The organism is Streptomyces sp. NBC_00285 (assembly GCF_036174265.1).
Taxonomy (GTDB): domain Bacteria; phylum Actinomycetota; class Actinomycetes; order Streptomycetales; family Streptomycetaceae; genus Streptomyces.
This window is the reverse complement of the sequence record NZ_CP108055.1, coordinates 6,255,939-6,277,222: the sequence shown is the minus strand read 5'-3', so window position 1 is coordinate 6,277,222 and position 21,284 is coordinate 6,255,939. Positions and strand designations below refer to the sequence as shown.

Here is a 21,284-nt window from a genome sequence, read left to right as displayed (position 1 = left end):
GGATCAGATCCCCACAATGAAGCCGGCGGACCAGGACTGGACGTCCTGCACGAGGCGGTCCCAGACGCCGGTCAGCAGCAGCAGCCCGGTCACGATCATCATGGTGCCGCCGATGCGCATGACCCAGACGTAGTGGCGCTTGACCCAGCCGAAGGCGCCGAGCGCCTTGCGGAAGGCGACCGCGGCGAGCACGAAGGGCAAGCCGAGGCCGAGGCAGTAGGCGACGGTCAGTATGGCACCGCGGCCCGCGCTCGACTGCTGGGCGGACAGGGTCAGCACCGAGGCGAGGGTCGGGCCGATGCAGGGGGTCCAGCCGATGCCGAACAGGGCGCCGAGCAGCGGGGCGCCGATCAGGCCGGTGGCGGGCTTGCGGTGGAAGCGGAACTCCCGCTGGGTCATCCAGGGCATCAGGCCCATGAAGAAGACGCCCATGAGGATCATGAGCACGCCGAGCACCTTGGACAGCACGCTCTGGTTCTCCTGGAGCGTCTGGCCGAAGTAGCCGAACAGCGCGCCGCTGGAGACGAACACCGCGGTGAAGCCGAGCACGAACAGCGAGGCACCGGCGACCATCCGGCCGCGCCGGGCCTCGGCCAGGTCGGTGCCGGTGACGCCGGTGACGTACGACAGATAACCGGGGACCAGGGGCAGGACGCAGGGGGAGAAGAAGGAGACGAGGCCGCCGAGGACCGCGACGGGCAGGGCGACCAGCAACGCGCCGTTGAGGACGGTGCCGTTGTAGCCGGTGTCGGCGGCGAGCGTGATGACTGCGCTCACGTCACTTCTCCGCGAGGACCGGGTCGATCATCTTGCGCAGCTTGCTCTCGCTGAGCGCGGCCAGGGAGCGGGCGGCGATCTTGCCGTCCCGGTCGATGACGAGCGTGGAGGGGACGGCCTGCGGGTTGAGCGTGCCCTTCTTGAAGCGGAGCATCAGCTTGCCCGTCGGGTCGTAGAGGCTGGGGAAGGTGATGCCCATGTCCTTCTCGAAGGCGCGGGCGTTCTGGATGCTGGTGTCGCGGGTGTTGACCCCGACGAACTGCACGTCCTTGGCCTTGAGGTCCTTGGAGACGGCTTCCAGGTTGGGTGCCTCGGCCCGGCAGGGGGCGCACCAGGAGCCCCACATGTTCAGGACGACGACCTTGCCCTTGTAGTCGGCGACGTCGAGCTGTCCTCCGTCGACGGTCTTGCCCGACAGGTCGGGGGCGGTGCCCCGCTCGCCCTTGTCGGCGGTGGAGATGCCGTCCGTCCCCATGACGAAGTTGGTGTCACCGCCACCCCCGGAGGTGCCCCCCGAACCGCACGCGGAAAGGGTCAGCGCGGCTGCCGCGGTACCTGCGACGAGCAGGGCGGCACGGATTCGGGAGCGGCTACGCCTGGCGGCACTCATGTGAAAAGTTTCGCATGCCCGTTCTGGGGATCTTGCGCACCCCCCTTGCGGGCGGAAATCCGCATTTCAGGCGGCGTTCGAGGACGGCGAGGCGGTGTTCGCGGAGGGGGCCTTGAGGAACCCGTTCCAGCCACCCGCGGGCTGCTGGCCGACATCGAGTGTGCGGAGTTTGGCGAGCACCTCCGGCTTCTGTACGTCCATCCAGTCGACGTACTGCCGGAAGGAGACCATCCGCACGTCGGCGCCCTTCTCCTTCTCCCGCGCGATGTGCGTGAAGGCCCGCTCGACGGCGTCCATGTAGATACCGCCGTTCCAGTGCTCGAAGTGGTTGCCGACGAAGAAGGGCGCGCGGTTGGTCTCGTAGGCCCGCTTGAAGCCGTCGATGTAGGCGCCCGCGGACTGCTCGCGCCAGGCCGGGTAGTTGTACGCGGGCGCGTTGGTCGAGTTGATCGACTGGTTGGCGAGCATGTTGTAGTCCATCGACAGGACCTCGAAGCTGCGGCCGGGGAAAGGTATCGCCTGCAGGGGCAGGTCCCATACGCCGTTCTTCTTGTCGGGCCAGACCTGGCGGCCGCCGGGCGAGGAGGCGTCGTAGCGCCAGCCGAGTTCGCGGGCGGTGGGCAGCAGGTTGTCCTGGCCCAGGAGGCAGGGGGTGCGGCCGCCGACGAGTTCCTTCTCGTAGTCGAAGGGGAGAGCGGGCAGATCGGTCCACCCGGTGTTGGTCCGCCACTCCTTGACGAAGGACTTGGCCTGTGTGATCTCCGAGCGCCACTGGGCGGGCGTCCAGTTGCCGACGGTGCCGTGGCCGGAGCAGAAGTGGCCGTTGAAGTGGGTGCCTATCTCGTGGCCCTCCAGCCAGGCGCGGCGCACGTTGGTCAGGGTCGCCTTGACGTGCTCGTCGGTGAGGTAGCCGATGTCGGAGGCGCCGCGGGGGTTGTTCGGGGGGTCGTAGAGCCGCTTCTTCGACTCGGGCAGCAGATACAGCCCGGAGAGGAAGAAGGTCATGTGCGCGTCGTGCTTCCTGGCGAGGTCGAGGAAGCGCGGGAAGAGTCCGTTGCCGACCTCCCCGGCCCCGTCCCAGGAGAAGATGACGAACTGCGGCGGGGTCTGACCGGGCTCCAGCGGCACGGGCCTGCCGGGCTGGCGGGGCTGCTTGCCGGTGAAGGAGGTCGACCCGTCACCGATGGGGCGGACGAGGGGCGGGCTCTTCGACGCGCTCGGCCCGGAACCGGCGGCGTGCGTCGTCCCGTGCGACGGGGTGGAGGTTGCGCACCCCGCGAGTCCTGCGGCGGCCGCGGCGCCCGCGCCGATTCCTATTGCTCCCCTGCGGGTGAGATCGCGCATGGCATCCCCGTTCGTCACGTTCCTTGGGTGGTCACCCAGTCAGAGGTGGCGACGAACGGGGAGGTTCCTCGGGTACTTCCTGATTCCGTAACAGGCGCCCCTGGAGGGGACTTACGCCCCGAAGGCCTTGCTCTTGCCCTTCGCCGGCTTGGCGCCGGCCCGCAGATGCGCGGGCACGAGGTCGATCGCGGGCTCGCTGTAGCCGACGGAGACGATCCTGTCGCCCCGGTAGGTGAAGGACGTGAGGGACGCGAGCGTGCACTGCCGCTTGCGCGGGTCGTGCCACAGCCGCCGCTTCTCGACCCAGGACCGCACGATCCAGATCGGCAGCTGATGGCTGACGAGTACGGCCTCGTGCCCGCGCGCCCGGTCCCTGGCCGCGTCGAGCGCGCCCTTCATCCGGACGACCTGGTCGACGTACGGCTCGCCCCACGACGGCTTGAACGGGTTGACGAGGTGCTTCCAGTTGTCCGGGTTCTTCAGCGCCCCGTCGCCCACGCCGAAGGTCTTGCCCTGGAAGACGTTCTCGGCCTCGATGAGCCGCTCGTCGGTCGCGATGTCGAGGCCGTGCGCCTTGGCGATCGGCGTGGCGGTCTCCTGCGCCCGCTCCAGCGGGGAGGCGACGACATGCGTGACGTCCCGCGGGGCGAGGTGCTCGGCGACCCGGTCGGCCATCTGCCGCCCGAGCTCGGAGAGGTGATAGCCCGCGAGCCGGCCGTAGAGCACCCCGTCGGGGTTGGCGACCTCGCCGTGCCGCATGAGGTGGACGACGGTGATGTCGCTGTCGTTGTCGGAGGTGCTGGGGATGCTGCTCATGCTGCCGTGGCCTCCGCCGCCGCTCGGGCCGCCGCCGGAAGGGCGTCGGCGATCCGCTGAACCGCCTGCTCGTCATGGGCCGTGGACACGAACCACGACTCGAAGGAGGACGGCGGCAGGTAGACGCCGTTCTCCAGAAGGGAGTGGAAGAACGCCGTGAACCGGAAGGACTCCTGCGCCCTGGCGTCCTCGTAGGTGCGCACCGGCCGGTCGGTGAAGAACACGGAGAACATGTTGGAGGCGTTCTGGATCGTGTGCGCGACGCCCTCCTTGCCGAGCGCCTCGGCGACCAGCGACCGGATCTGCTCGGACACGGCGTCGATCCTGTCGTAGGCCGCGTCGTCGAGCAGCCGCAGCTGGGCGAGCCCGGCGGCGGTGGCGACGGGGTTACCGGAGAGGGTGCCGGCCTGGTAGACGGGCCCGGCGGGCGCGAGGTGCGCCATCACGTCGGCGCGTCCCCCGAAGGCAGCGGCGGGGAACCCGCCTCCCATGACCTTCCCGAAGGTCATCAGGTCGGGCCGGACGCCGTCGATGCCGTACCAACCGCTCTTGCTGGTACGGAAGCCGGTCATGACCTCGTCGGAGACGTAGAGGGCGCCGTTCTGCGCGCAGGCGTCCTTGAGTCCCTGGTTGAAGCCGGGCAGGGGCGGTACGACGCCCATGTTGCCGGGCGAGGCCTCGGTGATCAGACAGGCGATTTCACCGGGGTGCCGGTGGAACGCCTCGTGGACCGCTTCGAGGTCGTTGTACGGCAGCACGATGGTGTCGCCGGCCTGGGCGCCGGTGACGCCCGGGGTGTCGGGAAGGGCGAAGGTGGCCACACCGCTGCCCGCGGCGGCGAGCAGCGAGTCGACGTGACCGTGGTAACACCCGGCGAACTTGATGACCTTGGTGCGCCGGGTGAAGCCGCGGGCCAGCCGGATCGCGGACATGGTGGCCTCGGTGCCACTGGAGACGAGCCGGACCTGGTCGACGGGCTCGACCCGGGAGACGATCTCCTCGGCGAGCGCCACTTCGCCCTCACCGGGGGTGCCGAAGGAGGTGCCTTTCGACACCGCCTCCTGGACGGCGGCGATCACCTCGGGGTGCGAGTGCCCGAGGATCATGGGGCCCCAGGAGCAGACCAGGTCGACGTACTCGCGCCCGTCGGCGTCCGTCAGATACGGTCCGGTGCCCGACACCATGAAACGGGGGGTGCCGCCCACGGCACGGAAGGCGCGCACCGGGGAGTTCACGCCGCCGGGCGTGACAACTGAGGCGCGGTCGAACAGGGCCTGCGAGACAGGCGCGTCGTATGAATAGGGCAATTCACTCATGTCCTGCGACTTCTCCGACCTTCTGCGACGTTCTCTGGCGTTCTGCGACGTTCTCTGACTTCGTTGCCTGTGACTACCTCAGGGTAGGCCAGGCCTCGGAACCCCCCGGCGCCCGACGATCTGCGAAACTGGATGCAGATACACACAGCTCACGGAGACGATGGCACGGAGCCGTTCGTTCAGAGGCTGCGAAGATCCTGCGGACAGGTGTTTCAGCGCACGTTTCGGCGGGCGGCCGTGGGGGAGGTCACTGACACGATGATCGGGTTGCGCGGCGGGGGCCACGCGTCCTAGAAAAGCAGTCGGGTGGAGATATGCATCGCGGTGGCGGACTGGGCGAGGGGACCGATGACCTGGGTCCTCGACGTTCCCAACGGGGGAAGCACCGGCGCGAGGCGGAAGAGGCCAACGAAACCCGACAGGGACATGGCGCACCCGGTGCGCCGAGCACAGCCGGTGAGTCGGAACGCGACGAGCGACGTATCGAACGTCGGATCGATCGGTTGAGGGCGGGAAGCAGGAATGGTGGTCGGGTGGGGGTGACGTACAAGTACTTCGGCGCGCCCGACGGCGCGACCGCAGCCCGCGTCCCGATCTCGATGCGCCCCGAGGAACTCGGCGGCGACGAGCTCGGCATGAACGGCATGTTCACGAAGATCAAGCCGGAGACCATGGCGGCGATGGTCCTCACCGGCATAGAAGGCGTCCCCCTCAGCAAGGTCCCCCCGCTCGAACTGGTCGTCCTCCACCCCGACTACGCGGTGGTCAAACTCCCCATGACGGTCGTGGACCCGCTGCGCGGGATAGGCGAGGAAGCGGTCGGCGCGGCGGCCTTCATCTGGTCGACGGTCCCGGACCGGGGCGGCCCCCGGGACGCGTTCAATGTGTACCAACTGCTGCACGAGTGGCAGGACTTCAGCCATCGGCTGCATGAGGCGGGGCATCAGCCGTATTGCCTTGTGTGGCCCTGACTTGGGGTTCTGGTGACAGCGGGCGGGGTCTTCGGGCCTCGCCCTTTTCAGTGCCGGGGAAGGGCCGTCCGACGGTCAGCGCAGCAGCCGGTCGACCAGGCCGTCCACATACTCCGGGGTGAGCGGGCCCGCGCCGAACAGGACGCGGATGTACATCGGGGCCATGACGTGGTCGACGACGGCCAGCGCGTCGAGGGTCTGCTCCCCGCGCTCGCTCGCCCGGTCGAGCATGGACTGCAACTGCCGGGCGCGTTCGGCGAGGAAGCCGTCGCGCAGGCGCAGGCCCTCGGGTCCGGAGCCGGACAGGACGACGGCCAGGCGGAGCACGGCCAGACCGTCGGGTCCGGTGATCTCGCGGGCCACGGCGGCCGCGTAGGTGCGCAGGTCGCCGACCAGGTCCCCGGTGTCGGGCATCGGTGACCGCGCGTTGAGGCGGGTCAGTGTCACGTCGGTGAGCAGCGCTTCGAGGCTGCCCCAGCGCCGGTAGACGGTGGTGTCGGCGACGCCCGCGCGGGCCGCGACCTCGCTGATGGTGAATCCGCCGTAGCCGCGTTCGCCCACCAGGTCGGTGACGGCCTGATGCACCGCGGCGCCGACCCGGGCGCTGCGTCCGCCGGGCCGCCGGGTCCGCTGTTGCTCGTCCATGCCTCCCACCTTAAAGCAGCCAGCACTTGCGTTTGCATGCCAAGCCGCTCTACGGTCTCCCCTAATGCAGCTTCTGGCTGCTTTAGGGGAGAGGGAGGGGACGTCATGCTCGTGGTGACCTGCCTGGGGCAGTTCATGGTGCTGCTCGACAACACGATCGTCGGCGCGGCACTGCCCGACATGCAGCACCGCCTGGACGCGGGGCTGACCGGCCTGCAGTGGATCGTCGACGCCTATGTCCTGCTGGTCGCCATGCTGCTGCTGTCCGGCGGAGTCTTCGCCGACCGTTTCGGCCGCAAGCGCGTGTACCTGAGCGGTGTCGCGGTGTTCACCGCCGCGTCCGTGCTGTGCAGCGTCGCCCCCTCGGTCGGCTGGCTGGTGGCCGGGCGGGTGCTGCAGGGGGTCGGGGCCGCGGCCCTGAGCCCCGCCTCGCTCGCCCTGCTGGTGGCCGCGTATCCCGCCCCGCAGGAACGGGTCAGGGCGATCGGGCTGTGGGCAGGGCTCAGCGGCATCGGCCTGGCCGCCGGACCCGTGGCCGGAGGCGTCCTGGCGCAGGCGTTCGGCTGGCCCGCGATCTTCCTGGTCAACGTGCCCATCGGTGTGGTCCTGCTGGTGGTCGGCCGGCGCGTCCTCAAGGAGTCCCGCAACCCGGATGCCCGCGCCCTCGACATCCCGGGCACGATCCTGTCCGTCCTCGGGGTCGGCACCCTCGCCTACGCCCTGATCGAAGGCGGCTCGCGCGGCTGGACCTCACCGGTGATCCTCGGTGGCTTCGCCGTGGCGGCCGTCCTCCTCGCCGTGTTCGTCGCCGTCGAGCGGCGTCACCCCGCACCGATGCTGCCCCTGGGCCTGTTCCGCCGGCGGCTGTTCACCGTCTCCAACTCCGCCATGGTCGTGGTGGGGTTCGCGCTCATGGGCTCGTCGTTCTTCTTCTCGCAGTTCTTCGTGTACGTCCAGGGCAGCTCGATCCTGCGGGCCGGACTGCAGACCCTGCCCGCGACCCTCGCCATGGTCGTCGTCAGCCCCTTCGCGGGCCGCCTCGCCGCCGCATACGGCTACCGGTCCGTCGTCACCGGCGGCCTGGCGCTGGCCGGGCTCGGGCTCCTCGCGCTGGGCGGGGTGCACGCCGACACCGGTTACGCCAACGTGTGGTGGCGGCTCACCGTGGTCGGCGTCGGCTTCGCCCTGACCATGTCCCCGCTGACCGGCGCCGCCATCCAGGCGGTCGACCCTCAGGAGGGCGGCCTCGCTTCGGGCATCAGCAGCACCACGCGGCAGATCGGCGCGGTGCTCGGTGTGGCGGTGCTCGGAGCCGTGGTCCGCGCCCGGCAGTCCGGCGGCGCCTCCTTCGAGACCGGTCTCGACAACGCCTTCGCCGTGGCCGGAGCCGTCACCCTGGCCGCCGCGGTGTGCACCGGCCTGTGGCTGGCGGGGTCCCGGCCGACGTCCGCGCCCCCACCCGCGCCGCAGCAGCGCCCCGACCTCAGGGCGCGGCGAACTCCGTGAACTGCCTCAAGACGTCCGCCGACAACGCCGACGGCGCGCTCGCCGGGCGCCTCGAACCGCGTGACGTCCCGGTCCGGCGACTGCGGCCCGCTGCGCCGGCACGACCCACTTCAGCAAGTCCGTCCACCACCGCGCCGGCCGGACCCCGCCTTCGTCATGTCCCGGAGGCGGGCGGGGCGCCGATGCCGATCCGGAGAGTGGCCGGGGCGGCGCAGCAGCCGCCGTTGTCGCCGTCGTCCTGGAGAGTGTCGGGGGTGTCGAACAGCCCTGCGCCGCCGCAGACTCCGGTCTCCGGGAGGGTCAACTCCACGCGTTCCGCGGCCTCCTGGTCGCCGGCGATCGCGGCGGCGACGGAGCGGACCTGCTCGTAGCCGGTCATCGCGAGGAACGTGGGCGCGCGGCCGTAGGACTTCATACCGACCAGGTAGACGTCCTTCTCCGGGTGGGAGAGCTCCTTCACACCGTGCGGGTAGACCGTGCCGCAGGAGTGCACGTTCGGGTCGATCAGCGGGGCGAGGGCGGTCGCGGCCTGGAGTCGCTCGTCCAGGCCGAGGCGGAGCTCGGCGAGGAAGGAGAGGTCGGGGCGGAAACCGGTCAGGACGATGATCTCGTCGACCGGGTCCAGTCGGCGGCCGTCCTCCGCGACGAGCACGAGCCGGTTGCCGTCACGTTCCACAGCCTGTGTACGGAATCCGGTGACCGCGCTCGCGTGACCCGCCTCGACGGCCGCCTTGGCACGCAGGCCGAGGGCGCCCCGGGCAGGGAGTTGATCGGCCTCGCCTCCGCCGTACGTCGAACCGGTGATCCCCCGGCGCAGGACCCACACTGCGTGCGTGGCACCGCCTTCGCCCTCGGCGAGGTCGGCGAGAGACGCGAGTGCCGTGAAGGCGGAGGCGCCGGAGCCCACGACCGCGGTGCGCCTGCCCTCGTAGCGGGCGCGGACGGACGGGTCCCTGAGATCCGGGACCCGGTAGGCGATGTGGTCGGCGACGGCCCGCTCGCCGAGCGCGGGCAGGCCGTTCGCGCCCGCCGGGCCGGGTGTGGACCAGGTGCCGGAGGCGTCGACGACCGCGCGGGCGGTGATCCGTTCCTCGTGGCCGTCCGCGGTGGCGAGGTGCACGGTGAAGGGCTGCTCGTCGCGGCCGGCGTCCACGATCCGGTCGCGGCCCGCACGGGCGACGCCGGTCACCGTGACGCCGTAGCGGACCCTGTCGCCGAGGACGTCGGCGAGCGGCTGGAGATACCGCTCGGCCCAGTCGCCCCCGGTCGGGTAGGCGGACCCGTCAGGGCGTGCCCAGCCGGTGGGCGCCAGGAGCTTTTCGGCGGCCGGGTCGGTGACCTCGGACCAGGGGGAGAACAGCCGGACGTGCGCCCAGGCGCGTACGGCGGTCGCGGCCGACGGTCCGGCTTCGAGGACCAGCGGTTCCAGGTCGCGCTCGATGAGGTGGGCGGCTGCGGCGAGGCCGATCGGGCCTGCTCCGATGACGACGACGGGCAACTGGTCGGTGGTGGACTCGCTCACTGGATTCCCCTTTGTTTCGACGCCTGTCGATGGTCCGCCCGACCAGAATGGCATCTGATTCGGTGAGCGTCAATATAGACATTTATCAAATCAACGATCGGGCAACCCTTCCTTGCTGATTCGACGCATGTCAACATAGGCGCATGCCGAACACCCAGGTGCTGCCCCTGCTGGACTCCGCCCCCGGCGAGGCCGTGACGCCGTGCTGCCCGCCGCTCACCGAGCGCCCGTTCACCGCGGAGGAGGCCGAGACGGCCGCGCGGATGTTCAAAGCACTGGGCGATCCGGTACGGCTGCGGCTGTTCTCGGCGGTCGCCTCGCACGAGGGCGGCGAGGCGTGCGTGTGCGACATCTCCGACGTGGGCGTCTCCCAGCCGACCGTCTCGCACCACCTGAAGAAGCTGAAGGACGCCGGTCTGCTGACCTCGCAGCGGCGCGGGACCTGGGTGTACTACCGGGTCGAGCCGTCCGTCCTCACGGCCATGGGACACCTGCTGACCACGGCGCCGACCACCGGCTGAGACGGGACGCCGGACAGGGGCAGAGGCGGCGCCTGTGCCGGGGGCGGGGTCGGATCGGTACCGGATCGAGGTCGGCACCGATGCCGGCGTCGGTCTCAGCCCGTGGGCTTGCGGACCGCCGGGAAGATGAGGCCCACCAGCGCCAACCCGGCCGCCGCACCGACCAGTTGCATGCCGACGAACCCCGCGACCGAGCCGGGCGCGATGCCCGCGAACGTGTCGGTGAAGGCGCGGCCGACCGTCACCGCCGGGTTGGCGAAGGACGTGGACGACGTGAACCAGTAGGCGGCACCGATGTACGAGGCGACCGCGACGGGGGCGAACCGCAGACGGTCGGTGCGGGCCAGGCCGAAGATCAGCAGGATCAGCCCGGCCGTGGCGACGACCTCGCCCAGGAGCAGGTGCCCGTCGGAGCGGTCGTGGGTCGACCACTTCACCAACGGTTCACCGAACATCGCGTCCGCCAGGATCGCGCCCAGGATCGCGCCGACGGTCTGCGCGGGGACGTAGACCGCCACCTCACGTGCGGTGACACCCGATCCCCCGCGGCGGGCGGTCCACCATTCGGCCAGGGTGACGGCCGGGTTGAAGTGCGCACCGGAGACCGGACCGAGCAGCAGGATGAGGACGCCGAGGCCGAAGACGGTCGCGGTGGAGTTGGCGAGCAGCTGCAGGCCGACGTCCTTGGTCAGGTCGGTGGCCTGGATGCCGGAGCCGACCACGACGGTCACCAGGGCGGCGGTGCCGACCAGTTCGGCCGCGGCCCTGGCGAGCAGCGGGGGCGTCCGGGGCGAGGTGGCACCCGGCGCGGGCTGCGGCTCGACACCGACAGGGATGGGGGCGGTGGGCACCCCGACTCGGACGTGCCCGATGGCTTCGTTCGCCTCGGTGGCGGTCAACAGGACTCCTTGGTGCGGGTCTCCGTGGGGGCGGTGATCAGGGGCAGGACCGCTTGACGTTGCCCTCGGCGGTGGCGCGTGCGATCTGGGCGAGGGCTGCGAACCCGTCCGCGAGCGAGGCGATGACGTCGGGCCTGAGCCGGTAGTAGGTGAACCGGCCGCACGGCTCCGTCTCCACGATCCCGGCCTCGCGCAGCACCTTCAGATGGTTGGAGAGGTTGGTCTGCCTGGCCCCCGTCTCCTCGATCAGGTGCGTGGTGCAGAGCGTCTCCTCGGCGAGGAGGGTGACGATCCGGAGGCGGAGCGGATCGGCCAGGACCCGCAACAGATCAGTGTCGACTGACGTCAGCATGGGCTGATACTTTCACATCAGCGGCGACTGACACCATCAGACGCTGATACGTCATCCCCGTCGCGAGACAGGAGAGACCCCTGATGCCCGACAAGCCCTCCGTGCTGTTCGTCTGCGTCCACAACGCGGGCCGTTCCCAGATGGCCGCCGCGTGGCTGACCCACCTGGCCGGGGACCGTGTCGAGGTCCGTTCCGCCGGCTCCGCCCCGGGCGACCGTGTCAACCCGGCCGCCGTGCAGGCCATGCGCGAGGTCGGCATCGACATCTCCGCTGAGGTCCCGAAGACGCTCACCGTGGACGCGGTACGGGAGTCGGACGTCTGCATCACCATGGGCTGCGGCGACACCTGCCCCGTCTTCCCCGGCAAGCGGTACCTGGACTGGCAGCTCGACGACCCGGCGGGCCAGGGCGTCGAGGCCGTCCGGCCGATCCGGGACGAGATCAGGACGCTCGTCGAGGGTCTGATCGAGGAGATCGCCCCGGCGAAGTCGGCGTGAGCACCTGGACGGTCCCACCGGATCCCGCGTCGCCCTCGCCCCCCCGTCACGCCACTCCGGCAGCACCCGGCCCACCTCCCCGCCCCGGCGGACGCCGCCGTGGAACCGTGAGAGATGGGCCGGCCGTGCGCGATGGGCGGTCCGTGCGCGATGGGCGGTCCGTGCGCGATGGGCGGTCCGTCAGCCCACCCGCCCCGGAACCTCCTTCATCTCGTCCACCACCGCCCGCCGCGTGATCGCGATGGTGAAGGGCACCATGCCCTTCTTGTAGGTCTCGTTCGATTCGACCTGGACACTGCGCTCACCGAGGAACGCGTACGTCTTCTTGTCGAAGATCCACTCCGTGCGCTGCCCGCTCTGCTCGTCCAGCCGTGCGATGGCGACCCCGTGGCGGCCGACGGCGTCGACCGCGTCGTCCACCGCGACCACTCCGGGGATGCCGGCGGCGGCCTTGTAGAGCGCGGCGGTGAGGTTCGCGGGCGGGTAGCTCTCGACCAGGAGATCGCCGATCGCGACGAAGGCGGCCTGGTCGCGGGGGACTTCGGGGTCCCGGACGGCGTCCGACTCCTTGTAGATCTGTCGCAGCAGGACCTTGGGGTCGGTGGGCAGTTGGGTCAGCCTGTTGTAGGCCGAGCTGACCGGATTCGGCCCGGCCAGGGTCATGCCGCCCTCGTCGGTGTTGCCGGGCTCGATCAGCCAGCCGTCCTTGCCGTCGGGGGACTCCCAGACCTGGCGGGAGTGCAGCTCCTGGCTGACCATCGTGGTCTTGTCGTCGATGGTCCTGGGGTGGGTGCTGGCGACCTTCGAGGCGATGTAGAGGAACTGGTCGTCGCGCACGGTCGGTTCGGAGGTGTCCGCGGCGGCCAGGGAGATGTGGTCGAGCAGCTGTCCGGCGCCCTGGGTGTCGGCGGTGCCGATCCGGGTCGTCAGCGCGGGGCCGGTGGCCAGGGATGTCGTGCCGTCACCGCCGCCGGTCAGGGCGAGGCCGCCCACCACCGCGCCGGCCAGGGCGCAGGCCATCGCGGGCAGCAGGATCACCCGGCGCAGGAACGGGTTCCGACGGCGCGGCTCGACAGCCGCACGCGGGTGCTCGTTCGTACGCAGGCCGTCAGTCGAACGCAGGTCTTCGCGGATCTGGACCATCATCTGCTCCTTGTGGAACTGGTGGCGGCCCGCCGGCAGATCCCGTTCAACGGAGGGCAGGAGACTCCGGGTCTCCGTCCACTCGGCCGGGTGCGGCTGGGAGGGGGTGGCGTTCATCGGTTTCCTTCCTGTGCGGACCGGATCACGAACTCGCGATCACCTGTTATCTGCCGGTTCGTGTGGGTGAGTTCCCTTTTTTTCGGAGCCGGTCGAGTTTTTTTCGGATCCTGTTGAGCCAGCTCCGCTTCCGCGAGCCTGCGCAGCCTCCCGCGGGCCCGGGACAGCCGGGAGCGGACGGTTCCGACGGGGATGCCGAGGGCGCGGGCGGCGTCGGCGTACTCCAGGCCCTCCCACAGGCACAGGACGAGCACCTCGCGTTCGGGGCGTCTCAGGGAGCCGAGCGCGGTCAGCGTGGCGGCGATCCGGCGCCGGTCGTCCACCCGTCCGGCCGTCTCCTCGGCATGGTCGGCGACCTCCACCACCCCGGCCGCGGCCGCCGCACCCGCCGCCGCCCGGTAGCGCCGGTTGCCGCGGCAGTGGGAGCGGGCGACGTTCGTGGCGATGCCGAGGAGCCACGGCCGCAGCGAGCCGCCGTCGGCCTCGATCGATGTCCGGCGCCGCCAGGCCTCCATGAACGTCGCCGACATGACGTCCTCGGCCACGGACCAGTCGGCGGTCAGCCGGAAGGCGTGGTTGTACACCGAGCGGGCGCACGCGTCGTAGAGCTCCGCGAAGGCGTCCGGATCCCCGGCCCGTATCCGGGTTCGCATATCTGTGGTCACGTTCTCAACTGCCCGACTGGATCGCCGAGTTCCAGTGACGCGCGTCACACACCCCTGTCGCGACGCTATCAATGTTGTGCACTTTATTGACGGCAGTCACCAGACAGCCTAATTTCGCGGTGTCCTTCCTCCGCTCAAGGGAGACCGCGATGCCCCCGTCCCCCCATGTGTCCGAACGCGTCCGCCAACTCCGCCGGGTCGCCCTCTCCGGCCTACTCGGCACCGCCGTGGAGTTCTACGACTTCCTCGTCTACGGCACCGTCGCCGCGCTCGTCTTCGGCGAACTGTTCTTCCCCGGCGCCGACCCCGCCGTCGGCACGATCGCCGCGTTCGGCACCTTCGCCGCCGGTTACGTCGCCCGCCCCATCGGCGGCATCGTCTTCGGACACTTCGGCGACCGTCTCGGCCGCAAGAACATGCTGCTGCTCACCATGGGCCTGATGGGCGGCGCCAGCTTCCTCATCGGCCTGCTGCCCACCTACGACACCATCGGCGTCTGGGCGCCGGTCCTGCTGATCACCCTGCGCGTGGTGCAGGGCATCGCCATCGGCGGTGAGTGGGGCGGCGCGACCCTGATGGTCGTGGAACACGCGGGCGAACACCGCCGTGGCCTCTGGTCGAGCTTCACGCAGATGGGCGCCCCGCTCGGCTCCCTGATCTCCGCCACCGTCGTCGCCCTGGTCTCCACCCTCCCCAAGGACCAGTTCGCGGCGTGGGGCTGGCGCGTGCCGTTCCTGCTGAGCGTGCTACTGCTCGGCGTCGGCCTGTTCGTCCGCCTCAAGGTGGTCGAGAGCCCGCTGTTCGCCGAGGTGAAGAAGGACCGCGCCGAGTCGAGGCTCCCCGTCCTCGACGTCCTGCGCCGCCCGAAGCCTGTGCTGCTGGCCTGCTGTGTCGGCATCGGCGCCTTCACCGCCCAGTCCCTGCTGACCAGTTACCTGATCGCGTACGCCACCGGCATCGGCTACGCCCGCCCGCAGGTGCTCACCGCGCTCAGCGTCTCCGCCGCCGTGGCCCTGGTGGTGCTGCCCTGCGCCTCCGCGCTCTCCGACCGGGTCGGCCGCCGCCCGGTCGTCCTCACCGGCGCCCTCCTCTCGGCCGCCACCGCCTTCCCGGTCCTCGCCCTGATCGACTCCAAGTCCCCAGGAGCCCTGATCCTGGCCGTCGTCATCGGCCACGGCATCGCCCAGTCGCTGATGTACGGCCCCCTGGGCGCCCTGTTCAGCGAGATGTTCGGCACCAAGGTCCGCTACACCGGCGCCTCCCTCGGCTACCAGGGCGCCACCCTCGTCGGCGCCGGCTTCTCCCCCATGATCGCCGGCAGCCTGGTCGCGAGCAGCGGCAACGGCACCCCCGTCGCCCTCCTGCTGTGCGGCGGCTCGCTGATCACCGCGCTGACGGTGTGGTTCGTCCGCGAGACGAACCGCACCTCGCTCGGCGACGACAGCACCGAACAGCCCACCGCCCCCCACACCGAGGAGATCACCGCATGAGGCACGGCACCCGCATCGCCTGCACGGCGGCCTTCCTGCTCACCCTCACCGCCGCACCCGCCGCCACTGCGGCCGACGCGGACACCACCCACGTGGACGGTCAACTCCCCTCCGGCGCCACGTACATGATGGACGTCCCCACCAACTGGAACGGCACCGTCCTCCTGTTCAGCCACGGCTACAACGCGGGCCCCGCCAACCCCGCCCAGGACGCTCCGGACGCGGCCACCAAGCCCCTCCTCCTCCAGCAGGGTTACGCCCTCATCGGCTCCTCGTACGCGTCCACCGGCTGGGCCGTCACCGACGCGGTCCCCGACCAGATGGCCACCCTGAAGGCCTTCACCACCCGCTTCGGCCAGGCCTCCCTCACCCTCGCCTGGGGACGGTCGTACGGCGGCCTGGTCACCACGGCGATAGCCGAACGCCACCCGGACGCGATCGACGGCTCGCTGTCCATGTGCGGCCTGGTCCACGGCGGCGTCGCCAACTGGAACAACACCCTCGACCCGGTGTTCGCCCTCAAGACGCTCCTCGGCTCCGACGTCCCGCTGGTGAACCTCCCGACCCAGCAGGCAGCCACCGACGCGGCGAACACCCTGACCGCCACGGTCGACTCCGCCCAGTCGACGGCCCAGGGCCGGGCCCGTGTCGCCCTCGCCGCCGCCCTCCACAACATCCCCGTCTGGAACGCGCCGACCCAGACCCGCCCCGCCGCGACCGACTGGGACGCACAGCAGGCCAACCAGTACGACGCCGTCAAGGGCCTGCTGAAGATCGCCGCCTTCAACCGGCGCCAGGAGGCCGAGGTCCGCGCGGGCGGCAACATGTCCTGGAACACCGGCGTCGACTACGCGCGGCTGCTCGGGAAGTCCTCCGTCCGCAAGGAGGTCACCGAGCTGTACAAGAAGGCCGGCCTGTCCCTCGGCAAGGACCTCGCCGCGCTGAACAAGGCCCCCCGCATCAGCGCCGACCCGGCCGCCGTCGCCTGGATGAGCAGCACCAGCAGCTTCACCGGCAAGCTCGCCAAGCCCCAGCTCTCCATCCACACGATCGGCGACCCCCTGGTCCCCGTCCAGACGGAGAGCGCCCTGCGCCGCGCGGTCACCGCCGCCGGTTCCGCTCCCCTGCTCCGCCAGGCCTACGTCGACAACGCCGGCCACTGCACCTTCAGCCCCGCCGAACAACTCGCCGCCCTCCACACCCTGGAGGACCGCGTGGCCACCGGCGGCTGGCACGGCACCGACCCGGCGTCCCTCAACACCCGCGCCACCGAGGCCGACCCCACCACCCCCACCCGCTACGTCACGTACCACCCGACCCCCTACCTGCGGCCGTACGACCTTGCCCACCCCGCCGACCGCCGGTGACCTCGGACGACCGCCCGCCGCACGACCGGCGGGCGGTCGTACCCTTGCCCCCGTGGACGACGACATCCTGGACACCGCGGACGGGCCGCAGCCGCGCCCGCAGTCGCTCATGCTCGCCTTCTTCGGCAACCACGTCCTCGAAGAGGGCGAACTGGGCGTCTACTCGGGCAGCATCATCGACGTACTGGGCCGCGTCGGCGTCGGCGAACAGGCCGTGCGTTCCACGCTGACCCGCATGGTCAACCGGGGTCTGCTGCAGCGTCAGCGCGAGGGCCGCAAGATGTTCTTCGGCCTGACCCCGCAGGCCACCCGCGTCCTGATCGACGGCCGTACCCGCATCTGGGAGCAGGGCGCCGTCAACGACGACTGGGACGGTTCCTGGACCCTGCTCGGCTTCTCCCTGCCCGACTCCTGGAAGCGCCAGCGCCACGACCTGCGCTCACGGCTCGCCTGGTCGGGATTCGGCGCGCTGTACAGCGGGCTGTGGATCGCCCCGGGTCATGTCGACGTCTCCGCGGTCGTGGCCGAACTGAGCCTCACCGCCCACGTGAAGATCTTCCACGCGCAGGCCGCCGAGGTGACCGACATCGCGCAGATGATCCGCGACACCTGGGACCTGGAGTCCATCGCCGCCCGCTACGTCGCCTTCGACAAGCGCTGGAGCGCCCACCTGGGCAACGGCCCCGACACCGACCCGATCGGCACCCGCCTGCGCCTGGTCAGCGAGTGGCTGTGGACCATCCGCACGGACCCGCGACTGCCCGCCCGCCATCTGCCACCGGCCTGGCCGGCCCGCACCGCGCAGGAGACCTTCCGCCGGGTCGCGCAACAGACCCACCCGGCCCTGACGGCGGCACGCGCGGCGCTGGAGACGAGGCCCCTGCACCTGCGGCCCGAACCCGACCCGGCCGCCACGGACCCGGCTCCCACGGACCCGGTTCCCACGGCCGCTTCACGCCCGTAGGCGATGAACACCCGGGTGCCGCCCCACGGTCATCCGTCGTTCACGTCCCCCGCAAACGATGCGCACATGATGAGACGTGTCACCCCCGCCCTGGCCACCGCAGGGCTCGCCGCCCTCCTCGCGACCGCCGCGTTCCCCGCCCAGGCCGTGTCCGAGCACCGCAGCGACAGCGACAGCTACGGGACGAAGGCTCCCTACGAGCCCGGCCAGAACCCCCGCACCTACCAGAAGGCGCCCGCCGGTTTCGTCCCCGTGTTCACGGAGAACGTCTCCCGGCACGGCTCCCGCGCCGCGACCGACAGCGACGACGGCGACCTGGTCCTCGCCCTGCTGGAGAAGGCGCGGGCGGCCGACGGACTCACCGCGAAGGGCCGGGAGTTCGGCCCGAAGGTGCAGGCGCTCCAGAGCGCCATGAGCGCGGTCGGCTACGGCGACCTCAGCGGCCGCGGCAAGCAGGAACTCCGCGACACCGCCACCCGCCTGGCACAGCGACTGCCCGGCCTCTTCGCCACGATCGCGAAGACGGGCGAGAAGATCGACGTCGTCAGCTCCGGCCAGGGCCGGGCCGTGGACAGCGCGAACATCTACGCCGGGACCCTCGCCGAGAAGGACCCGGAGCTCAAGCCGCTCATCGGCGCAACCCGCACGGACGTCGACCTGCTGTACTTCCACAAGGCCGCCGGCGGCAAGGCGTACCGCGACTACATAGCGAACGACCAGCGCCTCGCGGACACCCTGAAGAGCGTCACCGACCAGCCGAGGACCCACAGCGCGGCCCGCGGCGTACTGAAGAAGCTCTTCCGTACGTCCTTCGTCGACACCCTCGCCCCCGACGACCAGGTGGCAGCGGCCCAGGCCGTCTACAACCTGTACGCCATCGCCCCGGCCATGCGCGAGGAGAGCCCCGGCGGCAGGGGCTGGGGCCTGGAGAAGTTCATCGCGAAGCGGGACGCCGACTGGTTCGGCTACCTCAGTGACGCCGAGGACTTCTACGAGAAGGGCCCCGGATTCGCCGACAGCGACATCACGTACAAGATGGCGGGCGTCCTGCTCGACGACCTGTTCAAGCAGGTGGAGGCCAAGCGCGCCGGCACCGGCGACCTGGGCGCCGAACTCCGCTTCACCCACGCCGAGGAGATCATCCCGCTGGCCGCGCTGATGGGCCTGCCGGGCAGCACGCAGGGCGTCACGACGGCCACGCCGTACACGTACGCCACCAACCCCTGGCGGGGCGCCGCCGTGGCCCCGCTCGGCGCGAACATCCAGTGGGACCTGTACCGCAAGGGCAACGCCTTCCTGGTCCGCATGCTCTACAACGAGAAGGAGACGGCCTTCAAGGCGGCCTGCAGGCCCGTCTCGAAGGGCAGCAAGTTCTACGACCTGAACGAGCTGGAACGCTGCTTCGGCAGGACGGCGAACTGACCGGGCGAGCTTGCAGAGGCCCGACGAGGAACGGCAGCGCCCTGAAGAGGCGCTGCCGTACGGGCGGGTGGATCGGCCGCGGGTCCACGTCGAGCCGCCGCCGGCGGCGGGAGGCTCAGCGGCCGGGGGCGTCCCCGCCGACCGTGAATCCGATGACCGTGCCGCCCCCGTCGCGGGGGAACGCGAACGGTGCTCCCCCGTGGGACAACGCCACCTCCCGCACGATCGAAAGGCCGAGCCCCGACCCCGGCAACGACCGAGCGTCCGCCGCCCGGTAGAAGCGGTCGAAGACCCGCACCAGGTCGACGTCGGTGATACCCGGCCCCCGGTCCAGCACCTCCACCCGCACCGGCCCGGCCGCAGTGATCCCGGAGACGGAGATCTCGATCGGCGCGGTGCCGTCCCGGTCGAACTTCGCCGCGTTCTCCACGAGGTTCGAGATCGCCCGCTGAAGCATCCCCGGCCGCCCGTCGGTGGTCGTGAAATCACCGGCGTGCACCACGACCTCCCGGCCGGTGCGCCGCCGGGCCAGCCCTGCCACCTCCTCGGCGACGTCGGCGAGGTCCACCCGCTGGGGCGGCTCGTTGTCCGCCTGCCCCGCCGCGAGGTCGACCAGCTCGTTCACCAGATCGGTCAACTCCCTGGCTTCCTGGGTGAGATCGGCGACCAGGTCGTCACGGGTGGCGGGCGGCAGCTCGTCGATCCGGCGCAGCAGCGAGATGTTCGTGCGCAGCGACGTCAACGGCGTCCGCAGCTCGTGCCCCGCGTCCTGCACGAGCCTGCGCTGGTCCTCCTCGGACTGCGCGAGCCGGCCCAGCATCCGGTCGAACGCACGCCCGAGCCGCCCCACCTCGTCGTAGCCGGTGACCGGCACCTCGATACCGAGCCGCCGGGTCCGCGCGACATCCTCGGCGGCGGACGTCAGGATCACCAGCCGCCGCGTGATCCGCCGGGCCAGCCACCATCCGAACAGCCCGGCCCCCACCACCACCGCGACCATGAGCAGAAACGTCCGCTGCTGCAGCGCCCGCAGCAGATCCTCGGTGTCACTGAACTCCTGGGCCACCTGCACGGCCCCCCGCCCGCCGCCGAGCGAGACGGTGGCGATCCGGTAGGCGTCGCTGCCGACCGAGACCTCCTTGTGCAGCGCCATCCGCCCCGCGGAGCCGTCGGCCGCGATCCGCCGGTCGGCGGAGATCACCGGCAGCGCGGGACGCCCCGGGTCGGCGACGGCCCCGGAGGGCCCCAGCACCTGCACGTCCGTACGGGCGGGCCGCACGAGGTCATGGCCCGGTGCCGAGGACGAGAAGTCCTCCGGCGTCATCCGGTGCTGGCTCACCTCGTCCCGCAGATCCTGCACGACCTGGTCGAACACGGACTCCTGGTCCACCCGCACCAGCCGGGCGGCGGCGCTGTAGGACAGCACACCGACGAGGACGGTCACCGCGGCCGTCACCGCGGCGAAGGACACGGCGAACGTGGTCCGCAGGGACAGCAGCCGGGGCCGGGGCCGGGCCCACAGCCGGTCCAGCCGCCCCACTCAGTCCTCCCGGAGCACGTAACCCACGCCACGCACCGTGTGGATCAGCTGGGGCGCGCCGGGGTCGTCGAGCTTGCGGCGCAGGTAGCCGACGTACACGGCGAGGTTCTTGGAGCCGGGCCCGAAGTCGTAGCCCCAGATCCGGTCGTAGATGGTCGAGTGGTCCAGCACGATGCCCGCGTTGCGCACGAGCAACTCCAGCAGCTCGAACTCGGTACGGGTCAGTTCCAGCTCGCGCGTCCCGCGCCAGGCCCGCCTGGCCTGGATGTCCATGCGCAGTCCCGCCGCCTCGATCCGGCCCTGGGGCAGCTCGGGAAGGGCCGTCTTCGGCGCGGCGCCGGCCGGGGCCATTCCCTCCGCGCTGGTACGCCGCAGCAGGGCGCGCAGCCGGGCGAAGACCTCCTCGACGTCGAACGGCTTGACCACGTAGTCGTCGGCGCCCGCGTCCAGGCCGGCGATCCGGTCCTGGGTCTCCACGAGCGCCGTCAGCATGAGGATCGGCGTCCGGTCGCCCTCGGCGCGCAGCACCCTGCAGACCTGGAGTCCGTCGATCCCGGGCATCATCACGTCGAGGACGAGCACGTCCGGCGGCGTCTTGTGGGCCTGCGCCAGCGCCTCGACGCCGTCGGCGACCGCGGTGACCTGGTAGCCCTCCAGGGTCAGGGCGCGTTCCAGGGCGTGACGGATGGCGCGGTCGTCTTCGGCGAGCAGCAGATTTGGGGGCACGGACCCAGTCTGCCAAGGCCTGTGGCAGTTGGCCGAGGTGAGCAGTCCCGCAGTCGTCCTTCTTACTGGCCTCT

The 21,284-nt window shown here is 71.0% G+C and carries 21 protein-coding genes; 8 read left to right on the top strand and 13 right to left on the bottom strand.

The genetic code is table 11. The features are described from left to right. Positions 1-3 precede the first annotated feature (3 nt). The 5 genes from OHT57_RS29135 to hemL form a co-directional block, all read right to left on the bottom strand. Positions 4-777 carry a cytochrome c biogenesis CcdA family protein gene (locus tag OHT57_RS29135; RefSeq protein WP_328749507.1) on the bottom strand — a complete coding sequence of 258 codons (774 nt, stop codon included), beginning with the start codon at positions 775-777 and terminating at the stop codon, positions 4-6. Position 778: 1 nt separating this feature from the next. Beyond that, positions 779-1,387, bottom strand: a complete 609-nt coding sequence (locus OHT57_RS29130) for a TlpA family protein disulfide reductase (RefSeq protein WP_328749506.1) — start codon at positions 1,385-1,387, stop codon at positions 779-781. A 66-nt stretch (positions 1,388-1,453) separates the two neighbouring features. Then, positions 1,454-2,731, bottom strand: a complete 1,278-nt coding sequence (locus tag OHT57_RS29125; RefSeq protein WP_328753360.1) for a hypothetical protein — start codon at positions 2,729-2,731, stop codon at positions 1,454-1,456. A 111-nt stretch (positions 2,732-2,842) separates the two neighbouring features. Further along, a complete protein-coding gene (locus OHT57_RS29120) occupies positions 2,843-3,547 on the bottom strand; it encodes a histidine phosphatase family protein (protein WP_328749505.1) in 705 nt (234 codons plus the stop codon). Continuing rightward, a complete protein-coding gene (gene hemL, locus OHT57_RS29115; RefSeq protein ID WP_328749503.1) occupies positions 3,544-4,863 on the bottom strand; it encodes a glutamate-1-semialdehyde 2,1-aminomutase in 1,320 nt (439 codons plus the stop codon). Before hemL ends, OHT57_RS29120 begins: the two co-directional genes overlap by 4 nt. Before the next feature lie 533 nt (positions 4,864-5,396). Between hemL and OHT57_RS29110 the strand changes: the two genes are divergently transcribed. Continuing rightward, positions 5,397-5,834 carry a hypothetical protein gene (locus tag OHT57_RS29110; RefSeq protein WP_010986216.1) on the top strand — a complete coding sequence of 146 codons (438 nt, stop codon included), beginning with the start codon at positions 5,397-5,399 and terminating at the stop codon, positions 5,832-5,834. A gap of 75 nt (positions 5,835-5,909) precedes the next feature. Here the strand turns inward: OHT57_RS29110 and OHT57_RS29105 are convergent, their stop codons facing one another. Continuing rightward, a complete protein-coding gene (locus tag OHT57_RS29105) occupies positions 5,910-6,479 on the bottom strand; it encodes a TetR/AcrR family transcriptional regulator (RefSeq protein ID WP_328749502.1) in 570 nt (189 codons plus the stop codon). Between the two features lie 105 nt (positions 6,480-6,584). Here OHT57_RS29105 and OHT57_RS29100 point away from each other — a divergent pair, with 105 nt between their 5' ends. After that, on the top strand, positions 6,585-7,985 hold the full coding sequence (locus OHT57_RS29100) for an MFS transporter (protein ID WP_328749501.1): 1,401 nt from the start codon (positions 6,585-6,587) through the stop codon (positions 7,983-7,985). A gap of 154 nt (positions 7,986-8,139) precedes the next feature. Here OHT57_RS29100 and OHT57_RS29095 read toward each other — a convergent pair whose 3' ends face one another. Next, entirely contained in the window at positions 8,140-9,507 is a 1,368-nt protein-coding gene (locus OHT57_RS29095; RefSeq protein ID WP_328749500.1) for an NAD(P)-binding domain-containing protein, read from the bottom strand. Between the two features lie 143 nt (positions 9,508-9,650). Between OHT57_RS29095 and OHT57_RS29090 the strand changes: the two genes are divergently transcribed. Then, entirely contained in the window at positions 9,651-10,028 is a 378-nt protein-coding gene (locus tag OHT57_RS29090) for an ArsR/SmtB family transcription factor (protein ID WP_328749499.1), read from the top strand. Between the two features lie 95 nt (positions 10,029-10,123). Here OHT57_RS29090 and OHT57_RS29085 read toward each other — a convergent pair whose 3' ends face one another. Next, positions 10,124-10,927, bottom strand: a complete 804-nt coding sequence (locus OHT57_RS29085; protein WP_443053496.1) for an aquaporin — start codon at positions 10,925-10,927, stop codon at positions 10,124-10,126. 37 nt (positions 10,928-10,964) lie between these two features. Beyond that, complete coding sequence (locus tag OHT57_RS29080) at positions 10,965-11,279, bottom strand: ArsR/SmtB family transcription factor (RefSeq protein ID WP_328749498.1); 315 nt, start codon at positions 11,277-11,279, stop codon at positions 10,965-10,967. Positions 11,280-11,362: 83 nt separating this feature from the next. Between OHT57_RS29080 and OHT57_RS29075 the strand changes: the two genes are divergently transcribed. Beyond that, positions 11,363-11,776 carry an arsenate reductase ArsC gene (locus tag OHT57_RS29075; protein ID WP_328749497.1) on the top strand — a complete coding sequence of 138 codons (414 nt, stop codon included), beginning with the start codon at positions 11,363-11,365 and terminating at the stop codon, positions 11,774-11,776. Positions 11,777-11,956: 180 nt separating this feature from the next. Here the strand turns inward: OHT57_RS29075 and OHT57_RS29070 are convergent, their stop codons facing one another. Both OHT57_RS29070 and OHT57_RS29065 read right to left on the bottom strand, forming a co-directional pair. Continuing rightward, positions 11,957-13,036 carry a CU044_5270 family protein gene (locus OHT57_RS29070; protein ID WP_328749496.1) on the bottom strand — a complete coding sequence of 360 codons (1,080 nt, stop codon included), beginning with the start codon at positions 13,034-13,036 and terminating at the stop codon, positions 11,957-11,959. Beyond that, positions 13,033-13,701, bottom strand: coding sequence for an RNA polymerase sigma factor (locus OHT57_RS29065; protein WP_328749495.1), 669 nt, complete (start codon positions 13,699-13,701; stop codon positions 13,033-13,035). The genes OHT57_RS29070 and OHT57_RS29065 overlap by 4 nt, the downstream gene beginning before the upstream one ends. A gap of 149 nt (positions 13,702-13,850) precedes the next feature. Here OHT57_RS29065 and OHT57_RS29060 point away from each other — a divergent pair, with 149 nt between their 5' ends. The 4 genes from OHT57_RS29060 to OHT57_RS29045 all read left to right on the top strand — a co-directional run bounded on the left by OHT57_RS29060 (position 13,851) and on the right by OHT57_RS29045 (position 18,944). Further along, the gene (locus OHT57_RS29060) at positions 13,851-15,191 is read left to right on the top strand and encodes an MFS transporter (protein WP_328749494.1); all 1,341 of its coding nucleotides are present in this window, start codon (positions 13,851-13,853) and stop codon (positions 15,189-15,191) included. Then, the gene (locus OHT57_RS29055; RefSeq protein ID WP_328749493.1) at positions 15,188-16,558 is read left to right on the top strand and encodes an alpha/beta hydrolase family protein; all 1,371 of its coding nucleotides are present in this window, start codon (positions 15,188-15,190) and stop codon (positions 16,556-16,558) included. Before OHT57_RS29060 ends, OHT57_RS29055 begins: the two co-directional genes overlap by 4 nt. A gap of 109 nt (positions 16,559-16,667) precedes the next feature. Beyond that, positions 16,668-17,522, top strand: a complete 855-nt coding sequence (locus tag OHT57_RS29050; RefSeq protein ID WP_443053631.1) for a PaaX family transcriptional regulator — start codon at positions 16,668-16,670, stop codon at positions 17,520-17,522. Between the two features lie 69 nt (positions 17,523-17,591). Continuing rightward, a complete protein-coding gene (locus OHT57_RS29045; RefSeq protein WP_328753358.1) occupies positions 17,592-18,944 on the top strand; it encodes a histidine-type phosphatase in 1,353 nt (450 codons plus the stop codon). A 115-nt stretch (positions 18,945-19,059) separates the two neighbouring features. Here OHT57_RS29045 and OHT57_RS29040 read toward each other — a convergent pair whose 3' ends face one another. Together OHT57_RS29040 and OHT57_RS29035 are read right to left on the bottom strand one after the other, a co-directional pair. After that, on the bottom strand, positions 19,060-20,484 hold the full coding sequence (locus OHT57_RS29040; RefSeq protein WP_328749490.1) for a sensor histidine kinase: 1,425 nt from the start codon (positions 20,482-20,484) through the stop codon (positions 19,060-19,062). Further along, entirely contained in the window at positions 20,485-21,210 is a 726-nt protein-coding gene (locus OHT57_RS29035) for a response regulator transcription factor (RefSeq protein WP_328749489.1), read from the bottom strand. Positions 21,211-21,284 lie beyond the last annotated feature (74 nt).